The organism is Paenibacillus xylanilyticus, from assembly GCF_013359935.1.
In the GTDB taxonomy this organism is placed as follows: domain Bacteria; phylum Bacillota; class Bacilli; order Paenibacillales; family Paenibacillaceae; genus Paenibacillus; species Paenibacillus xylanilyticus.
On sequence record NZ_JABMCB010000190.1, the window covers coordinates 23,259 to 48,939 of the forward strand.

18 protein-coding genes are annotated in these 25,681 nt (G+C 45.3%); all 18 read right to left on the reverse strand.

The features are described from left to right. Positions 1 to 183: 183 nt before the first annotated feature. On the reverse strand, positions 184 to 1,386 hold the full coding sequence (gene metK, locus HP552_RS17185) for a methionine adenosyltransferase (RefSeq protein ID WP_175396646.1): 1,203 nt from the start codon (positions 1,384 to 1,386) through the stop codon (positions 184 to 186). 255 nt (positions 1,387 to 1,641) lie between these two features. After that, a complete protein-coding gene (locus HP552_RS17190) occupies positions 1,642 to 1,917 on the reverse strand; it encodes an alpha/beta-type small acid-soluble spore protein (RefSeq protein ID WP_095291345.1) in 276 nt (91 codons plus the stop codon). A 137-nt stretch (positions 1,918 to 2,054) separates the two neighbouring features. Further along, entirely contained in the window at positions 2,055 to 2,612 is a 558-nt protein-coding gene (locus HP552_RS17195; protein WP_175396647.1) for a hypothetical protein, read from the reverse strand. A 137-nt stretch (positions 2,613 to 2,749) separates the two neighbouring features. Further along, positions 2,750 to 5,341, reverse strand: coding sequence for a hypothetical protein (locus HP552_RS17200; protein ID WP_175396648.1), 2,592 nt, complete (start codon positions 5,339 to 5,341; stop codon positions 2,750 to 2,752). A gap of 191 nt (positions 5,342 to 5,532) precedes the next feature. Continuing rightward, entirely contained in the window at positions 5,533 to 8,526 is a 2,994-nt protein-coding gene (locus tag HP552_RS17205; RefSeq protein WP_175396649.1) for an S-layer homology domain-containing protein, read from the reverse strand. A gap of 516 nt (positions 8,527 to 9,042) precedes the next feature. After that, positions 9,043 to 9,384, reverse strand: coding sequence for a hypothetical protein (locus tag HP552_RS17210; RefSeq protein ID WP_127537230.1), 342 nt, complete (start codon positions 9,382 to 9,384; stop codon positions 9,043 to 9,045). A 205-nt stretch (positions 9,385 to 9,589) separates the two neighbouring features. Further along, positions 9,590 to 13,474: an S-layer homology domain-containing protein gene (locus HP552_RS17215; RefSeq protein WP_175396650.1), complete on the reverse strand. Its 3,885-nt coding sequence runs from the start codon at positions 13,472 to 13,474 to the stop codon at positions 9,590 to 9,592. 162 nt (positions 13,475 to 13,636) lie between these two features. Continuing rightward, complete coding sequence (locus tag HP552_RS17220; protein WP_175396651.1) at positions 13,637 to 14,764, reverse strand: glycosyltransferase family 4 protein; 1,128 nt, start codon at positions 14,762 to 14,764, stop codon at positions 13,637 to 13,639. Between the two features lie 377 nt (positions 14,765 to 15,141). Then, entirely contained in the window at positions 15,142 to 15,900 is a 759-nt protein-coding gene (locus HP552_RS17225) for a WecB/TagA/CpsF family glycosyltransferase (protein ID WP_175396652.1), read from the reverse strand. 7 nt (positions 15,901 to 15,907) lie between these two features. Beyond that, entirely contained in the window at positions 15,908 to 17,077 is a 1,170-nt protein-coding gene (csaB, locus tag HP552_RS17230; protein WP_175396653.1) for a polysaccharide pyruvyl transferase CsaB, read from the reverse strand. Then, the gene (locus HP552_RS17235) at positions 17,053 to 19,074 is read right to left on the reverse strand and encodes a DUF5693 family protein (RefSeq protein ID WP_175396654.1); all 2,022 of its coding nucleotides are present in this window, start codon (positions 19,072 to 19,074) and stop codon (positions 17,053 to 17,055) included. Before HP552_RS17235 ends, csaB begins: the two co-directional genes overlap by 25 nt. Before the next feature lie 230 nt (positions 19,075 to 19,304). After that, positions 19,305 to 21,026, reverse strand: a complete 1,722-nt coding sequence (locus HP552_RS17240) for a phospho-sugar mutase (RefSeq protein ID WP_175396655.1) — start codon at positions 21,024 to 21,026, stop codon at positions 19,305 to 19,307. A 114-nt stretch (positions 21,027 to 21,140) separates the two neighbouring features. After that, positions 21,141 to 21,572: a 3-hydroxyacyl-ACP dehydratase FabZ gene (gene fabZ / locus HP552_RS17245; protein ID WP_175397056.1), complete on the reverse strand. Its 432-nt coding sequence runs from the start codon at positions 21,570 to 21,572 to the stop codon at positions 21,141 to 21,143. Between the two features lie 477 nt (positions 21,573 to 22,049). Then, positions 22,050 to 22,274: a DNA-directed RNA polymerase subunit beta gene (locus HP552_RS17250; RefSeq protein WP_175396656.1), complete on the reverse strand. Its 225-nt coding sequence runs from the start codon at positions 22,272 to 22,274 to the stop codon at positions 22,050 to 22,052. 12 nt (positions 22,275 to 22,286) lie between these two features. Beyond that, positions 22,287 to 23,126 (reverse strand): flagellar hook-basal body protein, encoded by an 840-nt coding sequence (locus tag HP552_RS17255; protein WP_175396657.1) that lies wholly within the window; start codon positions 23,124 to 23,126, stop codon positions 22,287 to 22,289. Positions 23,127 to 23,156: 30 nt separating this feature from the next. Then, a complete protein-coding gene (locus HP552_RS17260; protein WP_175396658.1) occupies positions 23,157 to 24,041 on the reverse strand; it encodes a flagellar hook-basal body protein in 885 nt (294 codons plus the stop codon). A 103-nt stretch (positions 24,042 to 24,144) separates the two neighbouring features. Continuing rightward, entirely contained in the window at positions 24,145 to 25,143 is a 999-nt protein-coding gene (locus HP552_RS17265) for a rod shape-determining protein (protein ID WP_175396659.1), read from the reverse strand. Positions 25,144 to 25,361: 218 nt separating this feature from the next. After that, entirely contained in the window at positions 25,362 to 25,649 is a 288-nt protein-coding gene (gene spoIIID / locus HP552_RS17270; protein WP_024632710.1) for a sporulation transcriptional regulator SpoIIID, read from the reverse strand. Positions 25,650 to 25,681 lie beyond the last annotated feature (32 nt).

Sequence of the window (25,681 nt, forward strand, 5' to 3'; positions counted from 1 at the left end):
TGTCTAATGTACAGACCTCATTATGTATGTCGGTCAAAACGAGCATTTTATTTAGCCAAAAGGCAATAAAAGGTATATTAATTAGGAAGGCAGATTCTTCTTTTGACCCAATTGCTTATGTATGAAAAAAAGCCCTCGATTCCTTATCAGAACCAAGGGCTTCAATCTATTCATATTTTAAACTTACAGACCCGCTTGAGCTTTCAAAGCATCGGCTTTGTCCACTTGCTCCCAAGGTACATCCAGATCTGTACGGCCAAAGTGACCGTAAGCAGCCGTTTGTTTGTAAATTGGGCGACGCAGATCCAGCATACGGATGATGCCAGCTGGGCGCAGATCGAAGTTGTTACGTACCAACTCAACCAGCTTCTCTTCGCTGACTTTGCCAGTTCCGTATGTATCCACGTTGATCGATACCGGATTGGCTACACCAATCGCATAAGCGAGCTGAATTTCCACTTTGTCTGCAAGACCTGCAGCAACGAGGTTTTTCGCTACGTAGCGAGCCGCGTAAGCAGCGGAACGGTCGACTTTTGTCGGATCCTTACCAGAGAAGGCACCACCGCCATGACGAGCATAACCTCCGTAGGTATCTACGATGATTTTACGTCCAGTCAGGCCTGCATCTCCTTGAGGTCCGCCAATAACGAAACGTCCTGTTGGGTTGATGAAATATTTAGTCTGCTCATCCAGCAATTCAGCCGGAACAACAGGCAGGATAACTTGTTCTTTAATGTCTTTTTGGATTTGCTCAAGGGTAGTCTCTTCAGCGTGCTGAGTGGATACTACAATTGTATCGACACGAACTACTTTGTCGCCGTCGTATTCGATCGTTACTTGAGTTTTACCGTCCGGACGGAGGTAATCCAGTGTACCGTTTTTACGTACCTCAGCGAGGCGGCGTGCAATACGGTGGGACAATGCGATTGGCAATGGCATGAGTTCTGGTGTTTCATTCGTTGCAAACCCGAACATCAGACCTTGGTCACCCGCACCGATGTTTTCTGTTTCGCGAGCGACTTGAGCCGGATCACGGTTCTCCAGTGCTGCGTTAACGCCTTGCGCGATATCTGCAGACTGCTCGTTCAGAGATGTCAGAACGGCGCAAGTGTTGTAGTCAAAACCATATTTGGCACGTGTGTACCCGATTTCCTTAACCGTATTACGTACAATGGCCGGAATGTCTACGTATTCAGAAGCTGAACTGATTTCACCGATGACAAGCACTAGGCCTGTAGCCACGGAAACTTCGCACGCTACGCGAGCGTTTGGATCATTCGCCAGAAACGCGTCCAATACGGCGTCCGAGATCTGGTCGCAAATCTTATCCGGATGTCCTTCGGTTACAGACTCCGATGTGAATAGATGTCGGCCTTTAACAGACATGAAGTTTCAACCTCCCATAACTAGTAGTATGGCGATTGCCCGAACAAAACATTTACGGTGATTCGTTCACTGTACCCTCGAAAGCTTTCCGGGCGGAATAAGGACGCGGGGTCCGCAGTTACGAAGATAAGGATTTTTCAGGTAATTGCCCTAACAAAAAATCAACCTTTTCCTCCTGGAAAAGGTTGCATACCTCAAATGCCATCTTATCGCATTTGTCAAGCCGTGTCAAACCAAGTCGGATAAGGAAAAACCTTATAATAACTGCTTTTCTGCCTGACGAATCAGCCTTTTCGTAATCTCGCCACCAACCGATCCGTTCTCACGGGAAGTCAGATGACCCCAGCCTTTGTACTGCCCATAGGAATGATCACTCACAGCTCCCAGCTCAGAACCAAACTCGGTATCTGCACCAGCAAGGGCATTTTGACCATACCCTACATTCAGACCAAACTCGGCAGCAATCTCATATTTCATCTGATCCAGCATCTGACGACTTTCCGGTACCACTCTGCGGTTGCTTCTAGCCATGATTCCTGCACCTCCGTTAATTGGTTTTGTACAATTATAGATTGAGCAGGAACCCTCATGGCTAGCCGTATAAATGTTTGTTAGAACTGGTTAATCTACACATATAAAATGAATAAAAATGCGAATAAATGCTTATCCTATTTTATAGAATATCCGCCGCGAACCATGACCGTCAGACTGTACTTGTTACCATCCAATACCGTTATACCCCGTCCATCCCTTGGAAAAGAGAGCAGGTGATTGGTCGGCGCTGCCTGTCCATTCGTCAGGTCAACCCCATCCGTCAGATCAGCTACACCGTTCGTACCTTCACTGACGATCACTGCTTTGCCGCTGCGTACAATGAACTCCGCGCCAGAGGCACCGATCAGCTGTTGACCCGGCTTCACGGTAACAATCTCTACCGCATCAGATGCTCCAGATACCACTGGTGGAAGCGAGGTATCACCACCTGTGCTACCTGTCCCGGTAGAGCCGCTATTATTGCCAGCGGAGCTTCCCGTTCCGGCATTAGCACCTCCGTTTAAAGCCTTTTGAATTTGTTGATCTACATAACTCTTCGTCACAACTGGATCATCCGCTGTCCCTGGTTGAATGGTTCCTGCACCTATAGCTGTGTTGCTGTATACAGATCCAACCCACACGCCAACACCGATAGCCAGCGCTGCTAGGGATACTTTCATATAAGGTTTCATTGCTTATTTCCTCCTCTGGTAATCTATCTATTATTTACTATAGAGAAAAATACCCAGTGCGACAAGCAAAACCTCGCTCCCATTGATCTGGAAACGAGGTTTTCTAGTGGCATTATCCGAGATAATTGGTTCGGAGCTTACCTAAAATCTTCTGGTTCTTCCTTTGGAAACTTGGACATATCGTATCCGTATCCTTGCTCGGCCAGCCGAATACGCTGTCCCTGGAACTGGTCATATACGGATAAGCGATAGGAACCACCACGCATTTTCTCGAAGAAGCTGTCTTCAATACTCCAACTTAATGTTTGGTTGGTACCCGTTTTTAGATCCGTTCCTATGGTCAGTTCTTTCTCAAATGTTTTACCAGCCTGATCGGTCAATGTAAGAATGAGTTTGTGTTCGTTCTCACCCATCTCAATCTCTTCGTTACGCGACAAGCTGTAATTCATCTCTACCTGAACTGACGAACTGCCTGCCAGATATGCACGCACACTGTTCGCAGTGAAGGTATATGGATAGAGATCAATATTCGTTAATGTGCCCAATACATTAATGGACATTGGCGGCACCTCAAAGGCCAGTGCATTCACGTAGGCAGTTGCCTCTCCATCACCTGTAACAAACTTACTATCCGCAATGCCCTCTCCTACAATCAGACGCATATCCGAGAAGGTGCCTGATTTCGGAACCTTGGCCCAGAACGTAACAATCGACTTTTGCCCAGGTCCAGGTAATCGTTCAGATTGTTTGGCGGTTGCTCGATAATATTGACTGTCCGAGGTTTTGAAGTATCCAACCAGCTTGCCAAGACCGCTCTGACGGAGCGATTTATTGGTCATCTCGAATTCGGTATACACAATATCTGATGAAGTGCCCGGATAACGAATGGTTCTTCGCACGCCCATCTCCGTCTCTTTATCTGCTGTACCAGACGTATATGTCTTGCCTGTGCCTACATAAGAAATCGGCTGAATCAGCCCTGATGTATTCAACGTAATCCATTCATTTGTTTCTTCTTCACTAACTTTCTCAATTAAACTTACCTCCAGTCGGCTCATTCGAAGCTCAGAAGGAATCTTGGTTAGCAGATAGGCTTCCGTTGTCATACCCGCTCCCAACAATTTGCCGCTCTGTGTATAGATTAGCTTCTTATCTCCATCAACTTGAGCGGAGTCAATGGTAAACATAGCTTCCAGCTCAGGTAGCTGTACTGTTTTAGTACCTGCATTACGAATGGTTACTTTGGCTGCGACAATGTCACTGTCCAACCAAGGCAGGCGCTGTAAAGACCCTAGAGAAACACCAAAGGTTCCTTTATTGTTTTTGACCACACTTTCTGTAGTTAATCCATCACCACTGGAAACAGCTTGTGGAATGGCATAAACGCCTACTGGGTAGGAAAATTCAAAGCTATTAGATGGAGTCGTTGATTCCGTGCTTTCACTTTTATTCATCGGACTCATCGCATACAGCTTGATCTTGCTCGTATCTCCGTCTCCCTGCAGACTCGTATTAAGCTTGATCGTTTTAATATCTCCAGGATTCAGCTTCAGAGCATCCAATGCTTTTGTTTCTATTGGATATACTGTTCCATCTGCAGTACGGACCTCAAATGTATATGTTGGTACTTTGATCGCTTTCTTACCTTCATTCTTAAGCACCAGTTGCATGTTGAGATCGTATGCTGCATCATCTACTCGTACCTTGGCAGACTCTAGAAGTGTGGACAACCGTTGACCTTCAACCGATATGATATTCGGCTGATTCGCAGCCACCTCTACGTTCGTTTTACTGGCTTCTGGCAGTTGTAATGCAACTACAGGTAAAACCGTTTTCTCCTCGCCCTGTTCTTCAACTAGAAGGAGTTCAGATTTTTGCAGTTTAACTGAAGTTGGCAGTGATGCCATCAAACTGAGAGCTTTATTCGCCTGAGCCTGAATGCTCACGCTTGTACTATCCTTATCTGGAGTAAGCGGATAATTTGTTCCACTTGGTGTTCGCAGAATCCATTTGATGTTCGGATTTTCAAGCAATTTGTAACTAATATTGTTCAAATTCACACCAATTTTCACATACTGATTCTTATCTTCCCCTGGAAACACCTTAATACCAGCGACCTTTACCTTTACAGCTGAGTCACTAAGTCGAACGGTTTTTGTTTTCCCTACGGGTGTTGTAATGCTATAGGAAGCGGGCACATTGAACTTACCCAGCGTTCGTTCATAGTTCGCATGACTGAAATCCCATTTAACGATTAGAAAGTTCAGGTCGCTCAGCTTTACTTCACGTCCAACTTTCATAACGTACGTCAGATCTACGGTTGATCCAGGAGCAACGGTTTTCTTCTCCTGATCCTTCGCAATCAGTTTTGGTGAGAAGAGCGTTCCACCTTTCGTTTTCACTTTGCTCCAGTAATCCAGCATCATCATTGGCGTGCTGTCATTATTTTTATAAGTTAATGTATACGTAACCACGTTGCCATCATCTTGAGACAGGATATTTACATCTGTTAGCTTTACGGTGCTGCGTGAAGTAACTTTAACAGGGGATAAGTTACTTAATGTATGTACAGTCTTGTTCGTTGTAGTTGTCACTTTCTTCGTTGAGCTGCTGTTTGAACTGTTGGCCGACGTTTTATTGGTTGTGCTCGCTGCCATTGCAATCCCAGCGGTTGAGCTAATCAACAAGGTGCTCGCGAGCAAACTTACAAACAATTTTCTTTGATTCACTTCCAAACCTCCCATAAGTTGCTTGTTGCACTTATAGTATAAACGTTTAATAGGGAAAGAAAGTTACGATGTTGTTGTGTTTAGTCTCCTGAATTAAACCATACAACTTAATAGGATATCGTGAATAATTTTCGGAAAACAAAAAACCAATCCAACATATAAAATGTTGGATTGGTTTAAGGAAATTTAGATTAGTTCGTCGCTTTTACACTTGCATAGAAGTTTTCAGCAGGGTTGTTATTAGTATCAGTTACGAACGAACCAGTAGCGTTGTTAACCAGTTCAACTTCTACCAATTGGCCAGCATTTACTGCTTTTTCAAGAGTCAGAGTCAATACTCTATTAGTAGCAGAAGCAGCTGTAACATTAACTTTAGTTCCGTCTACAGTTACATTGTAAGCAGCTGGTGTAAAGTTAGATTTCACATTTTCAGTGAATTTCAATGTTACTGCTGTACCACTTGCAAGGATTGCATTAGTAGCATCTTTATCGAATACTGGTTTGATACCATCCAGTACAGAAGTAGAGAATGCTTTGAGTTTGCGGCCAACAGAGTCAGCAGAAGTAATATCATCTTGAGCTACAGTCGCCAAAGTTACGCCAGAGTTGTAAGCGATAGCTTTGTCTTTCGCGAAAGTGAACTCAACAACAGTATTACCATCTACTACAGATTGGTTAGTAATGTTGAAGTCGGACTCTTCATTCAAATTAGTGAATTTAAAGTCAGATTTATTTACGAATGTCAATTCGCCTTTAAATTTAACTTCAACTTTGTTTTGAGCTTTTGCATATACTGAATCAGTAACTACTTCAACAGTAGATGTTGTTTGGCTACCGAAAGTTACAGTAGTACCATCCACAAAGTTACCGTTAGTATCAGCAACGTTAACTACACGCAGAGCAGTAGCTGTGTTCAGATCTTTCACATCATCTTTAGAAACTGTCAACAATACTGTATTAGCATTGTACAATTGTACTGTAGTAGAAGATGTTGGGAAAGGTTTGTAAGTAGCGCCAGTCACAACATAATCATATTTGTTAACATCGAGTGCGTTACCGTTACCCGAAGTTGCTACAGATCTATTGAATTGTACATAAACTTGATATTCGTTGTTCGCTGTATCATCGTTGTACCATGCAGCACTTGCTTCCAACGCACCAGTTTGTGTAAGAGAGAATGGTACGGATTGAGGAATAATTGTGTTACCAATAGCTGCTTGGTCACGTACTCCGGAAACTTCAAGAGTGTAGTTACCAGCTGGCAAAGTTCCACCAACAGAAGTAAGCACTACTTTAGTTTCATCAACTTTACCGTTTTTGTCTACAGCATATTTAGGAGCTACAGAAGGGTTACCTTTAGTAGTGAATCCTTTACCAGTGTAGATTTTACCAGCAGAGTCTTTCAGAACATAGTTCTCAACTTTATTGTAATCATCAGTGCTGATTTTCTCGGAGAATTCAACAGTCAATTCTGTTTTACCATCAACAGTTTTAGATGTAACACCAGAAACTGTTGGACGAATTGTGTCAAGTTCAGGAGTCACTTTTGCGTTACGATCAGCAGAGTTGTTACTGTAATCTGTAACACCGTTCAAGTATACTGTGGACTCACCCAAGCTCAGACGGTTAGCATCAGAGAATGTCAATGTTACAACGTTATCTTTGATAGATACAGTTGCACTTTTGTTGCTAGAAGTTTGATAAGCGCTGGATACAGACTTAACTGGCTCATTAAATTCTACAACAACTTTCTTAAGATCGTTGGTAGTAATTTTAGTGATTTCTGGAGCAGTTGTATCTTCAGCGATTGTGAATTTAGTTTCAGCAGTTGCTGTGCTAAATCCAGCGAAATCTTTGATTCCGGAAACTGTCAAAGTATGTTCTCCAACAGGAAGATCAGTTGTAATGAAAGCTACGTTAGGGTATGTGTATTTAACATAACCAGAAATAGCAGTTCCATTAACTTTGTAGTTAGCCAAGTTTGAAGCAGTTGCAGCCGTTACAGGCTCAGAGAACTCAACACGAAGTGCTTTTGTTCCAAGACCTTGAACAGATTTAACTTCTGGCAATTGAGTATCTACTGCAGTGAATTTAACTGTCTCATCGAAAGTTTTAGTTCCAGTAGCATTTTTAACACCTTTAACTACAAGGTTAGTGTCTCTTTGTTGTGGCAGAACCCCTGCAGATTCTTCAACAAGAAGTGTTACTGTCTTCTTGTCAGCAGACAAAGTTGCGGATTCAAATGTACGACCGCTCACAGTGTAGTTTGCAGTGTTTTCAGCTGTAGTAGCATCAACTTCACCATCAAACTTCACAACGAGTTCTTTGTAGTTGCTAGCTGTAGCACTTTCAATTTTAGTTGCTGCAGTTACTACATAAGTAACTTTCTCAGTGAACTCTTTATCTTTGTAAGAGAATTTCACTTCAGTTTCTTTGTTAGCTTCGAGAGCTTTATCCAAAGTTACTTTTACAGTTTCGCCATCGCTGATTTTGAACTCAACTACTTTACCAGCTTCGGATACTGTGTAAGATTCTACTTTCAAGCTTTGAGCTTGATCGATAGAGTAAGCTGCGCCTACCAACAATTCACGGGAAGCGTTAGCGCCAAAGTTAGCGTTAGCGTCGATCAGACCAGCGTTGATCGCTGCTTGAACATAACCTTTAGCCCATGCTGCTGCGCTGTTGTTAGTTTCAGTTGGGATTTCCAGGTCCAGTGCACGAGTCAGGATTGTAGCCATCTCAGCGATAGTTACTTTACCGTTGAAGTCGAAGATTTTCTTCTCAACGTTTTTACCTTCCATGATGCCTGCAGCTGTTACTGCTTCAATGTAAGGAGCAGCCCAGTTTTTAGCGTTGTAGTTTTTGTCGTTGTAAGAGTACACACCAGTGATCTCTTTCAAGCCGAGCAATTTAGTGATAACTTTCGCGAACTCAGCGCGAGTCATCTCTTTGTCCAGACCAGCTGTGCCATCTGGGTAACCGTTGAAGATACCTTTAGCTTTCAATGCATCAAATTGTTGTTGTGGTGTAACTGCTGTATCACCGAATGCTACAGATGCAAACATCGAGAATGCCATTGCTGTAGACAAAGCGACGGATAAAATTTTCTTCATAACCTTTTTTTCTCCTCCTTGGGCGTTCATAACATGGGAATTTTCTTTAATAGGGTCGCTCGTGTTTCTCATTCTATTGTCGCACCCCCTTTCCAGAGTCATGAGCAAGTTAATATAAATGATGTCTGTGAGCTTATCACAGAAACTTGTAAACTAGAGTAATAATAGAACCATACGAAAATAGAGTAGTTTCCTAATCCTACCTTACGTATTATACAATGGGTCTCTCTTGTCGTAAAGCAATTTTTTCTAATAAATAGACAAGATTCTTCACGAGGTCATTCTTGGTAAGAGGCCCAATGTTTTTGACTCTACATCTTAAACGCAGCAGATTTCAAAAAGTTGCGGATTCTTCAAAAAAAGTTTTGAACTTATTTATGTATTGGTACGGTGCGGGCCGGAGAAGGTCCAAAACGGTTGAAGCATCATCATTTCAGCAGCTTGCATTCCATTAGTATGTGTTTTCTCTGATGCAGACGTTTATTTATACCCTTTATTTCCCTCCATGAAGCGACAATTTGTATGATATGTAAAAAAAATAAAAAGCACCCCTACAGGGATGCCTTAAGTAATTCCTCGTTCTATGGCTTAACGAATTTTCATCGCAAGATCAATAATTTGAGCACGCATTTTGGGATCACTGTTCAATTTCAGATACATATCGTCAATGGCCAAACGGTTCTCCCGGTATGTCTTCTCATGCTTCATGGTGGTATGAGACCATTCAATCAATTCATTCTCAGCCAGCACCAATTGGTTATATGCATCATGGAAGCCAGTCGTCTGTACGAGCCCTTCCATAACCTCTTGAGAGATTTCTTGCGTCTTGCGTGTATCTTCCAGCTTTTTCTCCAGAATGACTGCCTGCTTCTCGAACTGTGTCTTTGCCTTCATGTAGCCCAGCTGGGCCTTCGAATAAATCGGTTTCATTAGCTAACTTCACCCTCTAGATCATTGTGTATTTACCGTTATTGTATCTTAAACTCTAGCAAATTACAAAAATAGTTATTGGTAAAAAACATCTTTCTTCTATTATAAAAGTGTTCTTTTGCCGTTTCCTTTACATTCAAAAAGACCCGCCCCTTTAGCACAAGGGACAGGTCCTTCCAATAATGCATAAATGGACTTGGATGAATTAGCTCAAGTTTTTAGGGAATACTTTGGTGCTTTTCTTGAGCAGTTCAACAGCAATTTTACCCGCTTCTGCACGAGTCAAATTACCTTTTGGATTGAAATTGTACTGTGGCTTCTTCTGGCCCGGAACCGTTACAGCGGCTCCTTCCATAATTTTGGCTTTAGATACAGCCACAATGGACGGTCCTGCATACGTTTCAATGCGTCCAGAATCTAGGAATGACTTCGCTAATGTAGCTTGCAGCTTACTATCATTGTTAGCAAGCTTCAATTTTAATGCGCGAGCAATCATTACTGCAGCCTGTTCACGTGTAAGCGGCTGATCCGGTCCGAATACTCCATCAGTAAGTCCAGTGACGATACCTGCTCTTGCCGCTGTTTCAATATGGTCGTAATCCCATGTCGCTGAACGTGCACCCGGCACCAGATCTGCGAAGGTTCGGTTGCTGTCAGAATTAATCGGAAGACTGAGCCCCTTAACCAACAAAGTAGCAAACTCACCACGTGTTGTTTGATCATCTGTTCCGAATTGTTCAAATCTCAGATTGTTCATGAAACCTTTGGAATAGAGCCCATTCAGGATATTACGTGCCCAGTTATGATTCGTAATATCATTGTAACCACGGTTCAATTTCATTACTTTGTAATATCCAAACTCATCAAACGGAACAGTTACTGTATGGCTCTTCGTATCTACTTCCCCACCAATGTTCTCCCACTGGCGCTTGTCTGTGTACCGGTACACTGTGATTGTCGAACCTGCTTCGTCGACCACATTAGGATCAAACGATAGCGTCAACTCACCACGGTTAGATGGTGTAATTTTACGTTCAACCGGTGTCTGAGGATTACCAAACAATCCTTCCAATGAATACGGAGCTAAACCATTCGTAGGCGCTTTGTATGTTGCTGAACCTGCGTCACCACTCTCACCCAACCCACCATTAATCCAGTAAATTTCTGAGATTAATCCAAAGTTTCTGGAGGCGGTGGTTGAGCCAAAATTAAGAGTGTACTCGTCCGGAATACTCCAAGAAGGCGCACCACCGTCTTCACCCGTCCCTGGGAATCCAATAATATTACCATAGTCATTGCGTCGCTCTACAATACCTGTCACTGAATCAGCAATACCAAACAATAACTTGGTATCCGGATAGTACTTTGTGATCCCTCTAGGGGTCGTACTCTGCATTACAGTTCCTTTGGGAAATGTCAGTTGCAGTCCTTTGTTAAACACAGTGTATTTGTTAGCCACCTTAGGTGCCATATACTGAGCATCCACACCAACAGTTCCCGTGTAAAATACATCTATGGTATCGGTGTTGCTTGCACCTGTACGGTTAATGGTAATTTTGATTTTGTTTGACTTGTCCTGTTTTAATCCTACATAGTCGTAGACAAAACGGTTTGGCCCCAAATCCGTGCGTTTGACAGCTGGGTCTTTACCAATGAGTACAGATGTTGCACCTTCGGCTTCAATGTCAAAATGTACAAAGTTTTTATTGACGACTATTTGATCACCCACCGTTGGCTGCGGAGCAAGAATACGATATGCACTTACTTCTCGCACAATTTCTAATTTTCGGGATGTTTTAGCTCCGAGTTCGTTTACTAGTTCTAAGGTGTATACGTATGTTCCTGGTGAATCTGAAGTCAGATCCTGAATTCGCATCATGAAGTCTTTTTGGTCCCCCGCAAACTCGTAAGTGTATCTGGTATCCGCAAAAGTTACTACAGGATTACCCACTGCAGTTGCCGGAATATCTACTGAAAGGATATTTTTCGTCCCCATGTTCAGGTTCAGCTTCGCGGCCCCGCTACCACGCAGAACGAGGTCATACTCCTTCAAGGAAGTTGTATACTTATTATCATTAAAAATAAATTCAGGTGTAAGATTGAAAATGTTTTTTACAACTTCACTCTCTCCACTATATACTTTTGGAGGGAATGTTGGACGGTCTTTTCCCACTGCAGGTTGAAAATTTACAACCGTCGACACGTTGTTGTCAACCACATATATCCGAAGTTCTTTTCTAACTTCACGGGCCTGTCCTGTATCGTCCTTGCCTGTACCCGTAAAGATAATTCGGTTTTCACCGTAGACCAGCGGACCTTTATCGAGTGATATTGGAAGACTGAATTCAAATTCACCTGTATCTGTATCTAACCAGTCTGGAGTTTTGTTCTCTGCTGGTTCTGTCGAATACTCCTTAGCACCGTTCACTAGTACTTCAGCAACAAAATAGTCGCTTTTCAACGTATCGAAATCAATATATTGTCCTTTTACCAGCATGCTTTTTGATGCCGAGGAGTCTACATTGTATGTCTGTCCATCTGTCAGATTCTCAACATAGATGTAGTTCTTGGACGCATAAGAAATAGTTGCATCCCTATACGCTGTGGATTTTTCATAATTGAAACGTACAGTCTGGTTCCCGTTCTTCAATCCCTCAATTTTGTATACATATTGAAGTTTTTTCGTAGTTGCGTCAGTAGGTACTGTATAAAGGTATTTAACAGTAATTGAGCTAGTACCCAAAGGCAAATAGTTTGCCAATAATTTTTCCAAATCAGCTGGTGTACTATTAGTTTCGACTAGGATATAAAAATCTCCTGAATCCACTTTGGCATTGTTCAAAGGTTCTCCTGAAGGAACGTTTGCTTTATTATCTTCAGAATATCCTTTGAGATATTTCAGATTCGTAATTACCGTCTGACCTTCCATATATTGAAAGTCCATCGGTTTGCTTAATGTTTTCGTACCATAACTTACAGAAAGTGTATGATTTTGATCAACATCTACAATATTATTGGTCTTGGTAAAAGGCACTGCATCAATGTCAAATGACGCAAGCCAGTAAGAAGGGGTATTATCCTTCAAACTTGGAATAAACAGCTCTGTCACGTTGGACGGTGTTATCGTTTGGTCGTCTACTGCAATAACCGCACCATCTTTAAAACTTTTTTTGGTAACTTCATCATTCGGAACCAACATTTGTACGTGTACTTTGGCAGATTCCGCTTTCTCAGTAAATACGGGTTCTTTACCAAGCAAGCTTTGTGCATTATTTAGAGAGTCCAAAATATCAAGTTTAACAACGGGATTTTTCTCATCATAAAAATAAAGGGAATAATTAAATGTGAGTTTATCCGATCCATTCTCCACAATCAGTTTAAGATCATTCACGCCCGGATTCATTAAAAGCTGAGGTGAAAAGAAGCTACCATTTTGTAGTAAAGAGGTCCCTTCAACATTTCCTCCATTCACTTGAATAGTTACCTTCGTTGCATTAACTGCCGTACCTTCGAGTGTGATCTCATCTTTGTTAATTACAATCTGAGTCCCCTCGTTCAATTCAAGGTTATCAGATCCACCTAGAACTTGAAGTCTCTCAACATAAGGCACTTTGTCGAATAGAACATAGAACGTTTCGGATCGTTCATTCTGCCCTTGTGCTCCCGTGAAAGTAATCTGGTTCATCCCCGGATACAAGGTTACATTTGCCTTAAAACGATTATCAGGCTGATCCGGATCAATCGTCACTACAGCTGGAGCAACTCGAGCCGGATCCTTAATCCACTTTTTATCAGTTTGATCATAATTTACCAACTGAACATTGGCTCCCAATGTTGATCCTGTAACTTTGGTGAATGTTCCTGTAATCAGTTGCTCCGCACTGGTTACTTTATATACTTTTTCTCTCGTGACCTGATTCGTACCTTCTAGGGTAAGATCAACCGTATTTCTAAGATCAGATACGTCCGGAGTAAAATAACTAGTCGGTTTGTCTGCCGCCGATGCGACTGGTGCCAAGCCTGCCGGTATCAACGATACAACCAGTGCCACCATCATCAGCCAAATCATCGGCCTCTTCGTACGCTGCATGCAATCATCTCTCCTCTTTTTAAGTCAGTTAACTCTTTTATCGGTGCCGAGGTTCCAATTATTTAGTAAAAACAGCAAATTAAACAAAAAAACCTTATCCATAACGGATAAGGCTTGGGGCTTGGATAATATTCAAGAATTGCAGTAAACGAGCGTTTTTATTTAGGATTTCGAGCGAGTCTCCGGATTAATTTTGACGCGCATGCGCATCAGGAAATTAATAACCGGTCTTCGGGTTTTACTAACAAGTCCAATAACTTCTGCACCAACTTGAAGGAAGAACATCATGATACAGATCACGACAAACGTTACCCAGTTGGCTTCGAACATGGCGGCCGACGATTGAATGATCGCCAATACACCGAAGAATGCGGCAATACCGTAAATGATCAGCACCGTCTGACGGTGACTGAATCCAAGCTCACGCAAACAGTGATGCAGGTGACCTTTGTCCGGTGAAAAAATCGGTTTCCGTTGTACCGCACGACGAATGATCGCGAAGAAGGTATCCGAGAGTGGTACACCGATAATGATCAGCGGCGTGATGAAGGACACGACAGCAATTTGTTTGAACCCAAGCATAGAGAGCATCGCCAGAGAGAAACCAAGGAATAGTGATCCCGTATCTCCCATGAAGATCTTTGCCGGGTGAAAGTTGAAGAACAAGAAGCCGACAATACTGCCCAGCAATACAAGACACATCAAGGCAATCATCATATTACCCATCAGGAAGGACATCACGGCAATAGTACCAATCGCAATACCGGATACACCGGCAGCGAGACCATCCAGACCGTCAATCAGGTTAATCGCATTCGTCACACCAACAATCCACAGAATCGTCAGCGGAATGGATACCCAAGCTTCCAGCGAGGAATAAGAATCCTGAAAAGGAATGTTAACAAAATCCACTCGGATATTAAATCCGAATACGACTACTGCAGCAGCAACGAGCTGTCCAAGCAGCTTCACTTTGGCTGACAGTTCGAAACGGTCATCCAGTGCGCCAATCAGGACGATAATCGATCCGCCGATCAGAAAGGCACTGACAAAACTCATATCTCTTGTGGTAAACCATGCAGATACAAAAGGAAGAAGTGCAGCTACAGTAATAATAAAAGCCAGAAATATTCCTAAGCCACCCAGACGTGGCATGATCCGAGTATGCACCTTACGTGCATTCGGCGTATCCATCGCACCTATTTTAACCGCGAACTTTTTGACAAGCGGTGTCAGGGCAAGAGCCAGTCCCATTGACACGATAAATCCAATGATAAAGATCGCTACCATTTGAACATTCGACCCCCAATTATAATACCCATACGAAATTATAAATCCCCTGATCTCTTTTTTATATATAAAGAAATATTGTTAGCCATATTTAATGAAGCATATTTGTTACACGATAACGAAGAGTGCAAGGAAAACCTGGAGAAGTGTAACGTTTGCCTTTATCACCGGATTTCTCCCTATCTAAAGGGAATAAAAGAAATCTGGAGATAACAGCAATCGGAAGGTTGCCTTGCAATCGTAGTGCCAAGTGTAACGGTTTGATTCATTGTTTGCGAACATACATGTAATCCGGAATGAATTATACGCTGATCACAGGCGAAACGCCAACCTCAATTTTTAGCAAAAACGAGCATTTTTCTCGTATTAGCCTGTATTTAACGGACTTTAGTCACGTTTTCTTTGTCCTGGATCACTTTAATCGCGAATTTTGGAAGCGCAAGCATGCGGCCCGCACGGCTCGGTTCACGTAGCAGACGGTAAAACCACTCCAGTCTGAGCTTTTGGAACAGTTTGGGGGCACGTTTGGTTTTGCCTGAAATGACATCAAAACTGCCTCCAACGCCCATGGTTACGGGAACCTGAAGCGCGTCCTTGTACTTGTGAATCCAGGGCTCCTGCGTATCCGCGCCGCGTGCGACAAACAGCAGGTCTGGTGCAGCTTCACGAATGGAAGCAACCACCTGTTCGTCCTCAGCCGGACCAAAATAACCGTCGCGATAACCTACAATGCGGATCGCCGGATATTGCTGTTGTAACCGAACTGCCGTTTCTTGAATCACCTCAGGGGTGGAACCGAGCAAATATACGCCCCACCGATAGTTTTCTCCAACACGCAGCAATTCATGTAAAAGCTCAAATCCGGGTACTCGCTCTGCCACAGGGTCACCACAATAATTGGCAGCCCATACGACACCTGTACCATCCGGTACAATCAATTCGGCAGATTGCATGACTTGCATCATTGAAGGATTCTCCAGTGCTGCCATCACCATGATCGGGTTCGCTGTGATCACCTGGTGCGGCTTCTTTGACAACACGGCTTCCCGGAGAGTCTCCACCGTTTCTTTCATCGTCAGCTTGGAAAAAGGAATACCATAGATAGAAACGGTAGGTATTGGTCCGGTCTGATTCATCTTTATCTCACCCTTTGCGGCCTAAATAGTTAATAATTTGCTGTGCAGGCACTCTGGCCTCCTGCTTCAGTTCAGTAATGCGATCTTCATTTTCTTTCAGCCACTGTGAACGTTGATCCAGAAGTGCAGCTACGCTCTTCGCCAGTTTGTCCCCATCGAGTGCAGTTGTGCTTCCTATAGGTTCACTATCCAAACGGAGCATGAACTGATCGATTTTGGGGTCATATGAGATGCCCACAGGTGGCACATATTGCGATGCAGCATAGATCAAACTGTGCAGGCGCATGCCTATCACAACATCACACTTGCTGACTTCCTCCAGCATGAGCTGCGGATCGGTCAGATCCTGGATTATGCTAACTTCGCTACCTTTGCTGGTGACGTCACCAAGCATCTCCATAATAAAACGGGAGGCTTGTTCGTCTTTCGGCAAATGAAATGGCAGAAAACGCAGATGCACTGCCTTTTTGGCACATAGCTTTTTCAGTCCTGAGGCAATGGCTGTCAGTTCCTTCCGATCAGACTCCCAGAAACGCACGGATACACCGATCACTGGAAGCTTGGTTTGTCCCGCTGATGAAACATCAGTCGAATTCGCGGAAGCAGCCCCAGCGAGAGCACCCTCCACCCCTTTACCCTCAGGCAAAGGCAGCCCCATAACCGGGTCTGGCACAACATGTATCTGATTCCACTGCAGACCAAGCCCCCGCAGATAATCAGCAGACTGTTCATCCCGCACCGACACATATTTACAACCCTTGAAGACGGATCGGATCATCGGATTAAAGATTTTGCGGTTAACCGGTCCAATTCCCTGAGCATAGATAAACGTTGGCTTCTTCAGCCACTGGGCCAGCTTGATTACACCCAGATAATAAGGAATGGATTTCAGTCCGGTTGCATCCTGCAGCAAACTTCCGCCGCCACTGATCAACCCGTCACTTTCCTTGATCGCTTCGCGAACTTCCTTCATCTTCATACGGTGCACGGAACGAACACCATACATGGAGGTCGTAGACTCCGGATCTATGGAGAGCACGATCGGCTCAATAGTGACGCCAGATCTGTGACTCTCCTCTTCCAGTGCAGTAAGAATCGACTTCAGTACCGCTTCGTCTCCGCTGTTGCGGAATCCGTAATATCCCGAGATGACTAACTTTTTAGAAGTGGTGACCATTTTTTCCAACATCCTTCCGCTACTTGCCACACACCCACAGCAATGATACCGAAGATTAAGCCAATTCCCAGTCCCATCACTCCACGAATGAGAGACAATACAGCCGGTGTATGGATATGCGCGAACGTATCCACCATGGACAACTGTCCAATCGCTGCAATAATGAGCACAAAGATGACTTGACGATATTTTAAAGCGGCGAACACGCCAACGATAAACAGCGGGTGTCCCAGCACAAATTCTTTGAACCTTGGTCGTACGCCAAATGTATCTTCCAGCGTTGTACGCAGGAACATCTCAAATGGGGTCACAGAACCCGAGTTCCCTGTACGTGTCAAATAATAATATCCAGCTCCGGCTGCAACAACCGCAAGAACAACCATCAGTATATTAACCGGTGTACGCAGAATCTCTTTGATTCGCTTAATGGAGATCGTACCTGCCCCACGATAAAACAAGATATAAATAGCTACCAGCCCCATTGGAGCAAAGTGCAGCAGGCTCACGCCCCTGAACTGGTTAATAACCAGACTATACGTAATGCTGTTGAGCAATGAGATCATAAAAGGAACAGCAAGGAACGACAAAATTGACGTTCTTACATACAAAATCAACGTTTGTGTCAATCGACGACCCGCAGTTGCGTCCGGTTGACGCTGCTGCTGGTAATTCACGGTTCTAACTGCCAGCACCATCGCTATGGTCGGCGCGGAGATCGCTACAAGCAAGGCAATCCCTTGCTCCAGCAAGGTCGGTTTCAGAAGGTACAAGCCTGCACTTCCAACCAAACCTAGTATAAACACAAGCAGAGTCAGCAATGGTACAAAGTATGAAACCATCAGGGTAATCATGGCAATCGCACCTATCAGCGCAACCAGCTTGGCATAACGCTGGATCGAAGATTCTTTTACCGTGAACGCTTCAGCTTGTCCAAGCTCGAATCCTCGTTTTTCCATTCGTTCAACGGCATGTCCCGGTTCACCCAGACTGTTGATTAGGTTCTCAATCGGATCTGTAATCATGGCTTTCGCCGTGTTTCGGCTTGGTCCAGCATTCAAATAGAGCATACGAATGTTGCGGTCCTTGGTAGCCAGAACAAAACGGTCAGCAATGACGTCCACATCCAGATTGGCATCTCCCTCGCTTAGCGAGTACAGACGAGCGACGTTGTAGTCCGTTTTGTAAGCAAGAATGTCAAAACCGGATTGAGGTTTCTTCAAGTTCTCAATCGCTGCCAGTCCAATGTCATGTTTGTTCAGCAATTGTGCGAACTGATCGAGACTCTTCATCTCCGCATTATCATTGTACCCTTTCACTGCATCGCCATCAAACAGGATACGTTTCACACCATTCTCTTCGAAGAAGGTAAGCAGGCGCTCCATCGATTCCTGGCTGTAAGGAACGCTATCTGCGATCCTTGGCAAAATGTAAAATCCTTTATCACGCAGCATCTTCACGGCAACCGGATCAGGCTGCATCGGCTGCATGTTGGCATTCTCCGGAGGAGTTTGCAAAATTAAGCCGCTGTGACCTTCATATTCCCATGGCACCACCGGAATCTGACGATCCGCGAACGTTTGTTCAATGATGGGTGTATAGGTTTGGGCATTTTCTTCTGATGTGAACAGTACATACGTGAAGTTCTCGTTAGGAGAGACGACGTTTTGAGTCAGGTTGGCAACATCCTGCCCGTTGTATACTGTCAGTTTACGTGACTTTCTAAGCTCATCCAGCGTACTTTCGAATACCGCCATCGTTGTTACACCGGCATCTTTCAGACGAGTTAATTGCTCATTCATGAAATCCTGAGGATGGGCTTGATAAGCCGATATATCCAACAGACCTCTATAATTGAAAACAAGTTCCACCTTTTTAGCGGACGATTCCGTCTGCACCCGATCACTGATAACGGGGATGGAAGCAATCAGACCTATGATGACAACAAGCCACAGCCACTTCCGGGAAGCGGTATTCCAATAAAGCCATTTTTGACGCACTACATGTACCTCCTCAAGTGTTGGAACCAAATCCACGTTCAGCTCAAGTAATTCATTCCTAAAAATAATTAACGGGTATATACACAGCTTGTGTCAACAAGCCTTCTAATATCCGACTACCCTGCTTCAACCTCTACAAAAATTCCACCTAAAAGAAAAGCCCCTCCGCCAACCAACCTTACGGTTGCGGAGAGGCTTTCAACCATTCGTGCTTCGTACAACGTTCGTACTTATTGTCCGTCTACTCGCGACATTACCGTGGCTGCCAGACGCTCAATGCGACCTTCCGCATCTTCGAGGCTCTCACCACGTACCGCAAAGTATACTTTGATCTTCGGTTCGGTTCCCGAAGGACGCAGGCAGAACCATGATCCATCTGCCAAAATGAACTTCAGGACGTTTTCCTTCGGCAAGCCATCCAGGCCAAGGGAATAATCCAGCACGTCTTGTACGACGATACCCGCAACTTCTTGTGGCGGATTGGAACGCCAATCGGTCATTTTCGCTTGAATCTGCGCTACGCCGTCTTTGCCTTTCAGCGTACGGGACTCCAACTTCTCCAGGAAATATCCGAATTGGTTGTACAGCTCTTGCAAGACATCATAGAGCGTCTTGCCTTGACTCTTATAGTACGCAGCAGCTTCAGCAATCAGCATCGAGGCAAGGACAGCATCCTTGTCACGGGCGTAGCTGCCTGCCAGGTAGCCATAACTCTCTTCATATCCGAACAAGAATGTATGACTGCCAGTCGCTTCGAACTGGTTCATTTTTTCACCGATATATTTGAAGCCTGTCAGGGTGTTCATCACTTCAGCACCGTAATGCTCGGCAATAACGGCTCCCATCTCGCTAGTTACAATCGTTTTGACCACTGCGCTGTTGCTTGGCAGCTTACCTGTCTCTTGCAGACGGCTGAGCACATAGTGCACCATGATCGCACCAGATTGGTTACCAGACAGTACAAAATACTTGCCATCATTGTCTTTTACGACTGCACCCATGCGGTCTGCATCCGGATCCGTACCGATCAGAATGTCAGCACCTACGGATTCACCGAGTTTCATGGCAAGCGTAAATGCTTCTCGTTCCTCCGGGTTAGGAGACTTCACTGTAGAGAATTCAGCATCCGGCTGTTCTTGTTCTGCCACAATGTGTACCTGTTCAAAACCGATCTTCTCCAACACACGACGTACAGGAACGTTACCTGTTCCGTGGAGCGGTGTAAAGACAATTTTGAAGTCACGGCCTACACCGGATTGAATCAGGTCACGACTCAGACTCACGCTGGCAACTGTATCAACAAACGCCTGATCTTCCTCTTCACCCAGCCATACCAGCAAGCCTTGAGCTTCTGCTTCTTCCTGGGTCAGCTTTTTCACATCCGCGAGGGAAGGAACCTCCTGAATGTATTGGATGACTTTCTCTGCTTCATGTGGTACCAGTTGACCACCTTCGTGGTTGTACACTTTGTATCCGTTATATTCCGGAGGATTATGACTTGCCGTTACCACAATGCCGCCCGTTGCTTGCAAATGGCGCACGCTGAAGGACAACTGCGGCGTAGGGCGCAGAGATGTGAACAGCTTGGCTACAATGCCGTTTCCAGCAAGAACCAAAGCAGCATCCAGCGTGAATTCAGGCGAGTAGTGACGGGAGTCATGGGCAATGACTACGGAAGGTCTGCCTTCTTTGTCCCCATGCTGCTCCAGCAGATAACGCGCAAACCCTTGAGTCGCCCGACCGACGGTGTATTTGTTCATCCGGTTGCTTCCGGCGCCGATTACACCACGCAATCCACCTGTACCAAACTCCAGATTTCGATAGAAACGATCCTCCAGCTCTTTCGGCTGATCCTGCAAATCACGAAGCTCCTGTTTCGTCGCTTCATCAATCGAAGCATCCTCCAACCACTGCTGTAACGTCTGTGCTGCTGTTCCGCTTAACTGTTCCATTCCTATAAACCCCTTCCGTCTATATAAATTCAATGGTTTGCTGAGCTACTTCAGCATCCTGCATCATTCGGTTCAAACAAACTCCGATCTGATGCAAGTGCTCACCGTATGTAATCAGCTTGGGTCAGACAGTGCAAACATGATCTCGCCTTCAGCAACCACTTTGTCTCCCACGCGGGCTGTCGCTTTGCCTTTACCAATGGAACCCTTCAGGCGTGTGATCTCCACTTCCAGCATCAACGTATCTCCGGGCACAACTTGTCCACGGAATCGGAAATTGTCCAGTCCCGCCAAGAAACCAATTTTGCCTTTGTTGCTCTCCACGTTAAGAATGGCTGCTGCCCCAACCTGAGCCAGTGCCTCCGTAATCAATACACCCGGCATTACCGGGTACTCCGGAAAATGACCAATGAAGAACGGTTCGTTGATCGTTACATTTTTCAAACCAACGGCACGCTTGCCATCCTCCATCTCTACAATCTTGTCCACCAGCAGAAATGGGGGACGGTGCGGGATAATCGCTTGAATCTGTTTGCTATCGAGCACAGTGTACTCTCCTTTCAGGGTCATTTATATGAGCTCTCCATAATGGATTGACCATGTGCATGTTGCGACCGTTACGGTTACGGATCGTTCTTTCGATCGCTGTTGTTTCCGAATGTTTATTGAACCATTATTAAGTGGCATAACATTCGTAAACAAAGGCGAACACTTCGCTTCTTCAGAATCGATTCCGTTCCCTTCACTAGTTCTCAGCATCAAATGGACAACTCAACTATTATAAAGTCGACCTCATATAAATGTTGTTATTTTATTTGGTATGAAAAACGCATTTTCGGTTAACACTACTAATATCCTTCATGACTGCAGTAGTGAAGGTTGAGATAAGGGGTCTCTCTTCGCGATGACAATCGTCTTTCGCAGGGGAGGCCTCTTTTGACGTCAAACGTCATCCATCATTATACTGTTTTCAACGCCAAAAAGAAAACTCCTGCCTGCGCAGGAGTTTTCGCTATTTCACGATCATGAAGCGAACACCAGATCATATACATGTTTCCAGGTACTCCACTGGAATACGGAGCCGATATCCTGTTTGCCCAGTACCACATAACCAGCGACCATGCCGCCAGCGAGGGCCAGAACAAGCAAGACCGGGATCAGAAACCATCTGGCGATGCGCCATCCACTCTTCTTTTTCTTGACTTCCTTCTTCTCCGGCTTGCTGTTCTGCTTCTGTGTATCTGTCATCGCATTCACCTTTTATGCTCTTATAGTGTTGGCAAGACCCGCCATCGAATCACTTGACGTCAGTGCGCGTGCTGCCAGCTGATAGGTCCGCTGCCCTTGCATCAATAATGCCATCTCCTGTGTCAGATCAACGTTGGATTGTTCCAGGTACCCTGCACGGATCATGGCAGTCGCTTCACGTGTTGCCGCATTAGCTCCAAACACATCATCCTCGGTTAATCCCGCATCCAGACCGAATAGGTTATCTGCATATTGCACAAGTCCTTCCGGACGTTCGATGTCTACAAGCTGCAGCTGGGCTCCAATCGTTGCATTCGCTTCATTGCCGCGACGGATCAGCAGATTGCCCTTCTCATCGAAGGCCACTTTGCTGTTGTTCGGAGCAGTAATCCGGTTACCTTGGCGATCAAGCGCAAAATAGCCTTCGCCGTTAACCAGCACCATCATCTGAGGTGCGTTGGGGTCCGGATTAGGTGTTGGATCAGGGACAAAATGGAATGCGCCCTGACGTGTCCACATTTTCTGACCATTCGCTTCAACGGCAAACATGGCGTTGCCTTCGATCGCCAGATCCGTTGGATTCCCCGTCTCGTTCAGTGTACCCTGAGACATATCCTTCGTCACTTCCGTCAGACGGGCACCGAATCCTAGGTTAAATCCCATTGGGGTGGAACGTCCATCGAGCTTATACTTGTCTGGCTGCTGCTGCACCCGGGTCAGTACATCTTCGAACGCTGCCTGCTTGCTTTTATAGCCTGCCGTATTCACGTTGGCAATATTATCGGAAATGACATCCAGACGCTGCTGTATTGCGGTCATGGAGACCTTCGCACTAATCATGGAATTATTCATCTATTGGTTCATCCTCCCTATTGCCGCGTGTTATACACGACCCACGTCATTGACGGCTTTGTCCAAACTGCGATCGTAGAACTGTACAACCTTCTGATTCGCTTCATATGCACGGTAGGCGGCATTCATATCCACCGTAGCTTGGGAAGCATCCACGTTCGACCCTTCCAGATAACCTTGACGGATCTGTACATTATCTCCCGCTGCCATAATTCGCGCTGCAGCGCCTTCCTGATCATACAGGCTAAAATTACCGTCACCCTCGCGAACCAGTTGGTTCGGCTGATCGATTACGCTGATTCCAAGTGTAACGCCAGTGGGCGCTCCTGTGACCGCATCAACAAGACGGCCTTGCTCATCCACTTTAAATTGGTCCACCGAGCCTGTCAACACAACAGGCTGTCCATTATTATCCAGAACCTGAGCTCCGGTTGAGCTTAACAGTTCTCCCGTTCCTGTAACCTGGAAGTGACCATCGCGTGTATATCTTGTATTACCTTCCGCATCCTGCACCGTAAAATACGCCTGAGGCTGATAAATCACCGTACCATCAGCTCGTACAAATTTGCCTGAACCGTCAAAAGCGACAGGTTGTCCTGTCTGCGGATCATTCACGGACAGGTTGGACGAGATGGCGAAGTCACTCTTCTGCCCACTCTCCATAATCGCTCCCTGCAAATTCATGGACAAGCTCTCTTCCGCGAACACCCCTGTGTTCAGCTTGCCCAGCCGCTTCGTTGGAACATTGGCATCTCCACCGACCAACGTAATGAGCATTTCCGGGAAGGAACGGCTTACGCTGTTCACCTGTTTATATCCCGTGGTGTTCATATTCACAATATTTTGAGTCGCAGTGTCATGGCGGCGTTGTTGCGTAATCATTCCCGCGGTAGCGGTGTACAAACCTCTTAGCATGAATTAACCCCTCTCCTCAAGCGCTTGTCCTGCGTCACAGGATCATAGCTTGTCCATTCTGTTCACGAGCATAGGCGAACCTTTAGATATTTATATCGGCAGATTAGAACTTTTTCTTAACCACCTGATCCAAATTGTTGAGCATAATGCCTGTCCCCTTCACGACACAATGCATCGGATCCTCTGCAACCCATACCGGTACATGCAATTCATTGGACAACAGTTCGTCCAGTCCATTCAGCAGAGCACCCCCGCCTGTCAAAACAACGCCCCGGTCAATAATATCCGCCGACAGCTCTGGTGGCGTCCGCTCCAATACCGACTTCGCCGCAACGATAATGGATTGCACGGAATCCCATAGCGCTTCCTGCACTTCATTTCCCGACACCGTTACGGTAACAGGCAGACCGGATACCATATCCCGCCCGCGAATATCCATCTCGGTTTGACGTCCAGCCGGGTTTACGGAACCAATCGCAATCTTGAGATCCTCAGCAGTGCGTTCACCGATCATGAGTTTGTACTTGGCTTTGATAAACTTGATAATTGCTTCGTCGAACTTGTCCCCTGCGACTTTAATAGAAGAGGCGGTGACTACGTCGCCCATAGACAGGACTGCAACGTCAGTCGTTCCGCCGCCGATATCCACGACCATATTGCCGCTCGGCTGAAAAATATCCATTCCCGCACCGATCGCTGCCGCTTTCGGCTCTTCTTCCAGAAACACTTCTTTGGCACCGCTGCGCTCCGCAGCTTCACGGATGGCCTTCTGCTCCACGGAAGTAATATTGGTTGGTGCACAGATCAAGATACGCGGGTGGCTGTACCAGCTTCTCGCCCCCACTCGATTAATGAAATGTCTGAGCATCGCTTCCGTAATTTCGAAGTCCGCAATAACGCCGTCACGCAGCGGTCTAATGGCAACAATGTTACCTGGAGTACGCCCCACCATACGACGCGCTTCTTCCCCAACAGCAAGGACCCGCTTCGTATCGCTTTCAATGGTCACGACGGAAGGTTCATCGAGGACTACCCCACTTCCTTTCACGTGAATAAGCACGTTCGCCGTGCCAAGATCAATACCGATATCCTTGCTAAACATAAAAGAGCCCCCAAAGTGATATTATTTGGTCAGCGTATCCTGTGAAAAAGAGTCCCTTATCACGTCACCGCTCGTTCGACAAAGTGCAACAGATATATGTAAAAATCGGGCTGATAAGATGTCATAATTCGATCCTGTACCAGCTTTTAACATATCATACTTCAGGGGAGGGATTCAATCCATGTGTGAGCTTTTTGACCTACGTCTTTCCGCGATTGTTACGATTTAGCGGAAGCCAACACCTCACGTTTTTTACCGCTTGTTTTTTTGTATTTGATTTTGGTCGCTTCCCCGCCCCGCAAATGGCGGATGGATTTGTGGTACTCCAGGATATGTTTCACCTGGTCAGCAAGATCAGGGTTGATTTCCGGCAGACGCTCCGTCAGATCCTTATGCACAGTACTCTTTGACACGCCGAATTCTTTGGCAATGGTACGGACCGTATTCCTCGTCTCGACAATGCAGCGACCTATTTTTATGGTCCGTTCCTTGATGTAATCGTGCACGCTCCCGCCTCCCTACTGTGTGGATAGTTTGG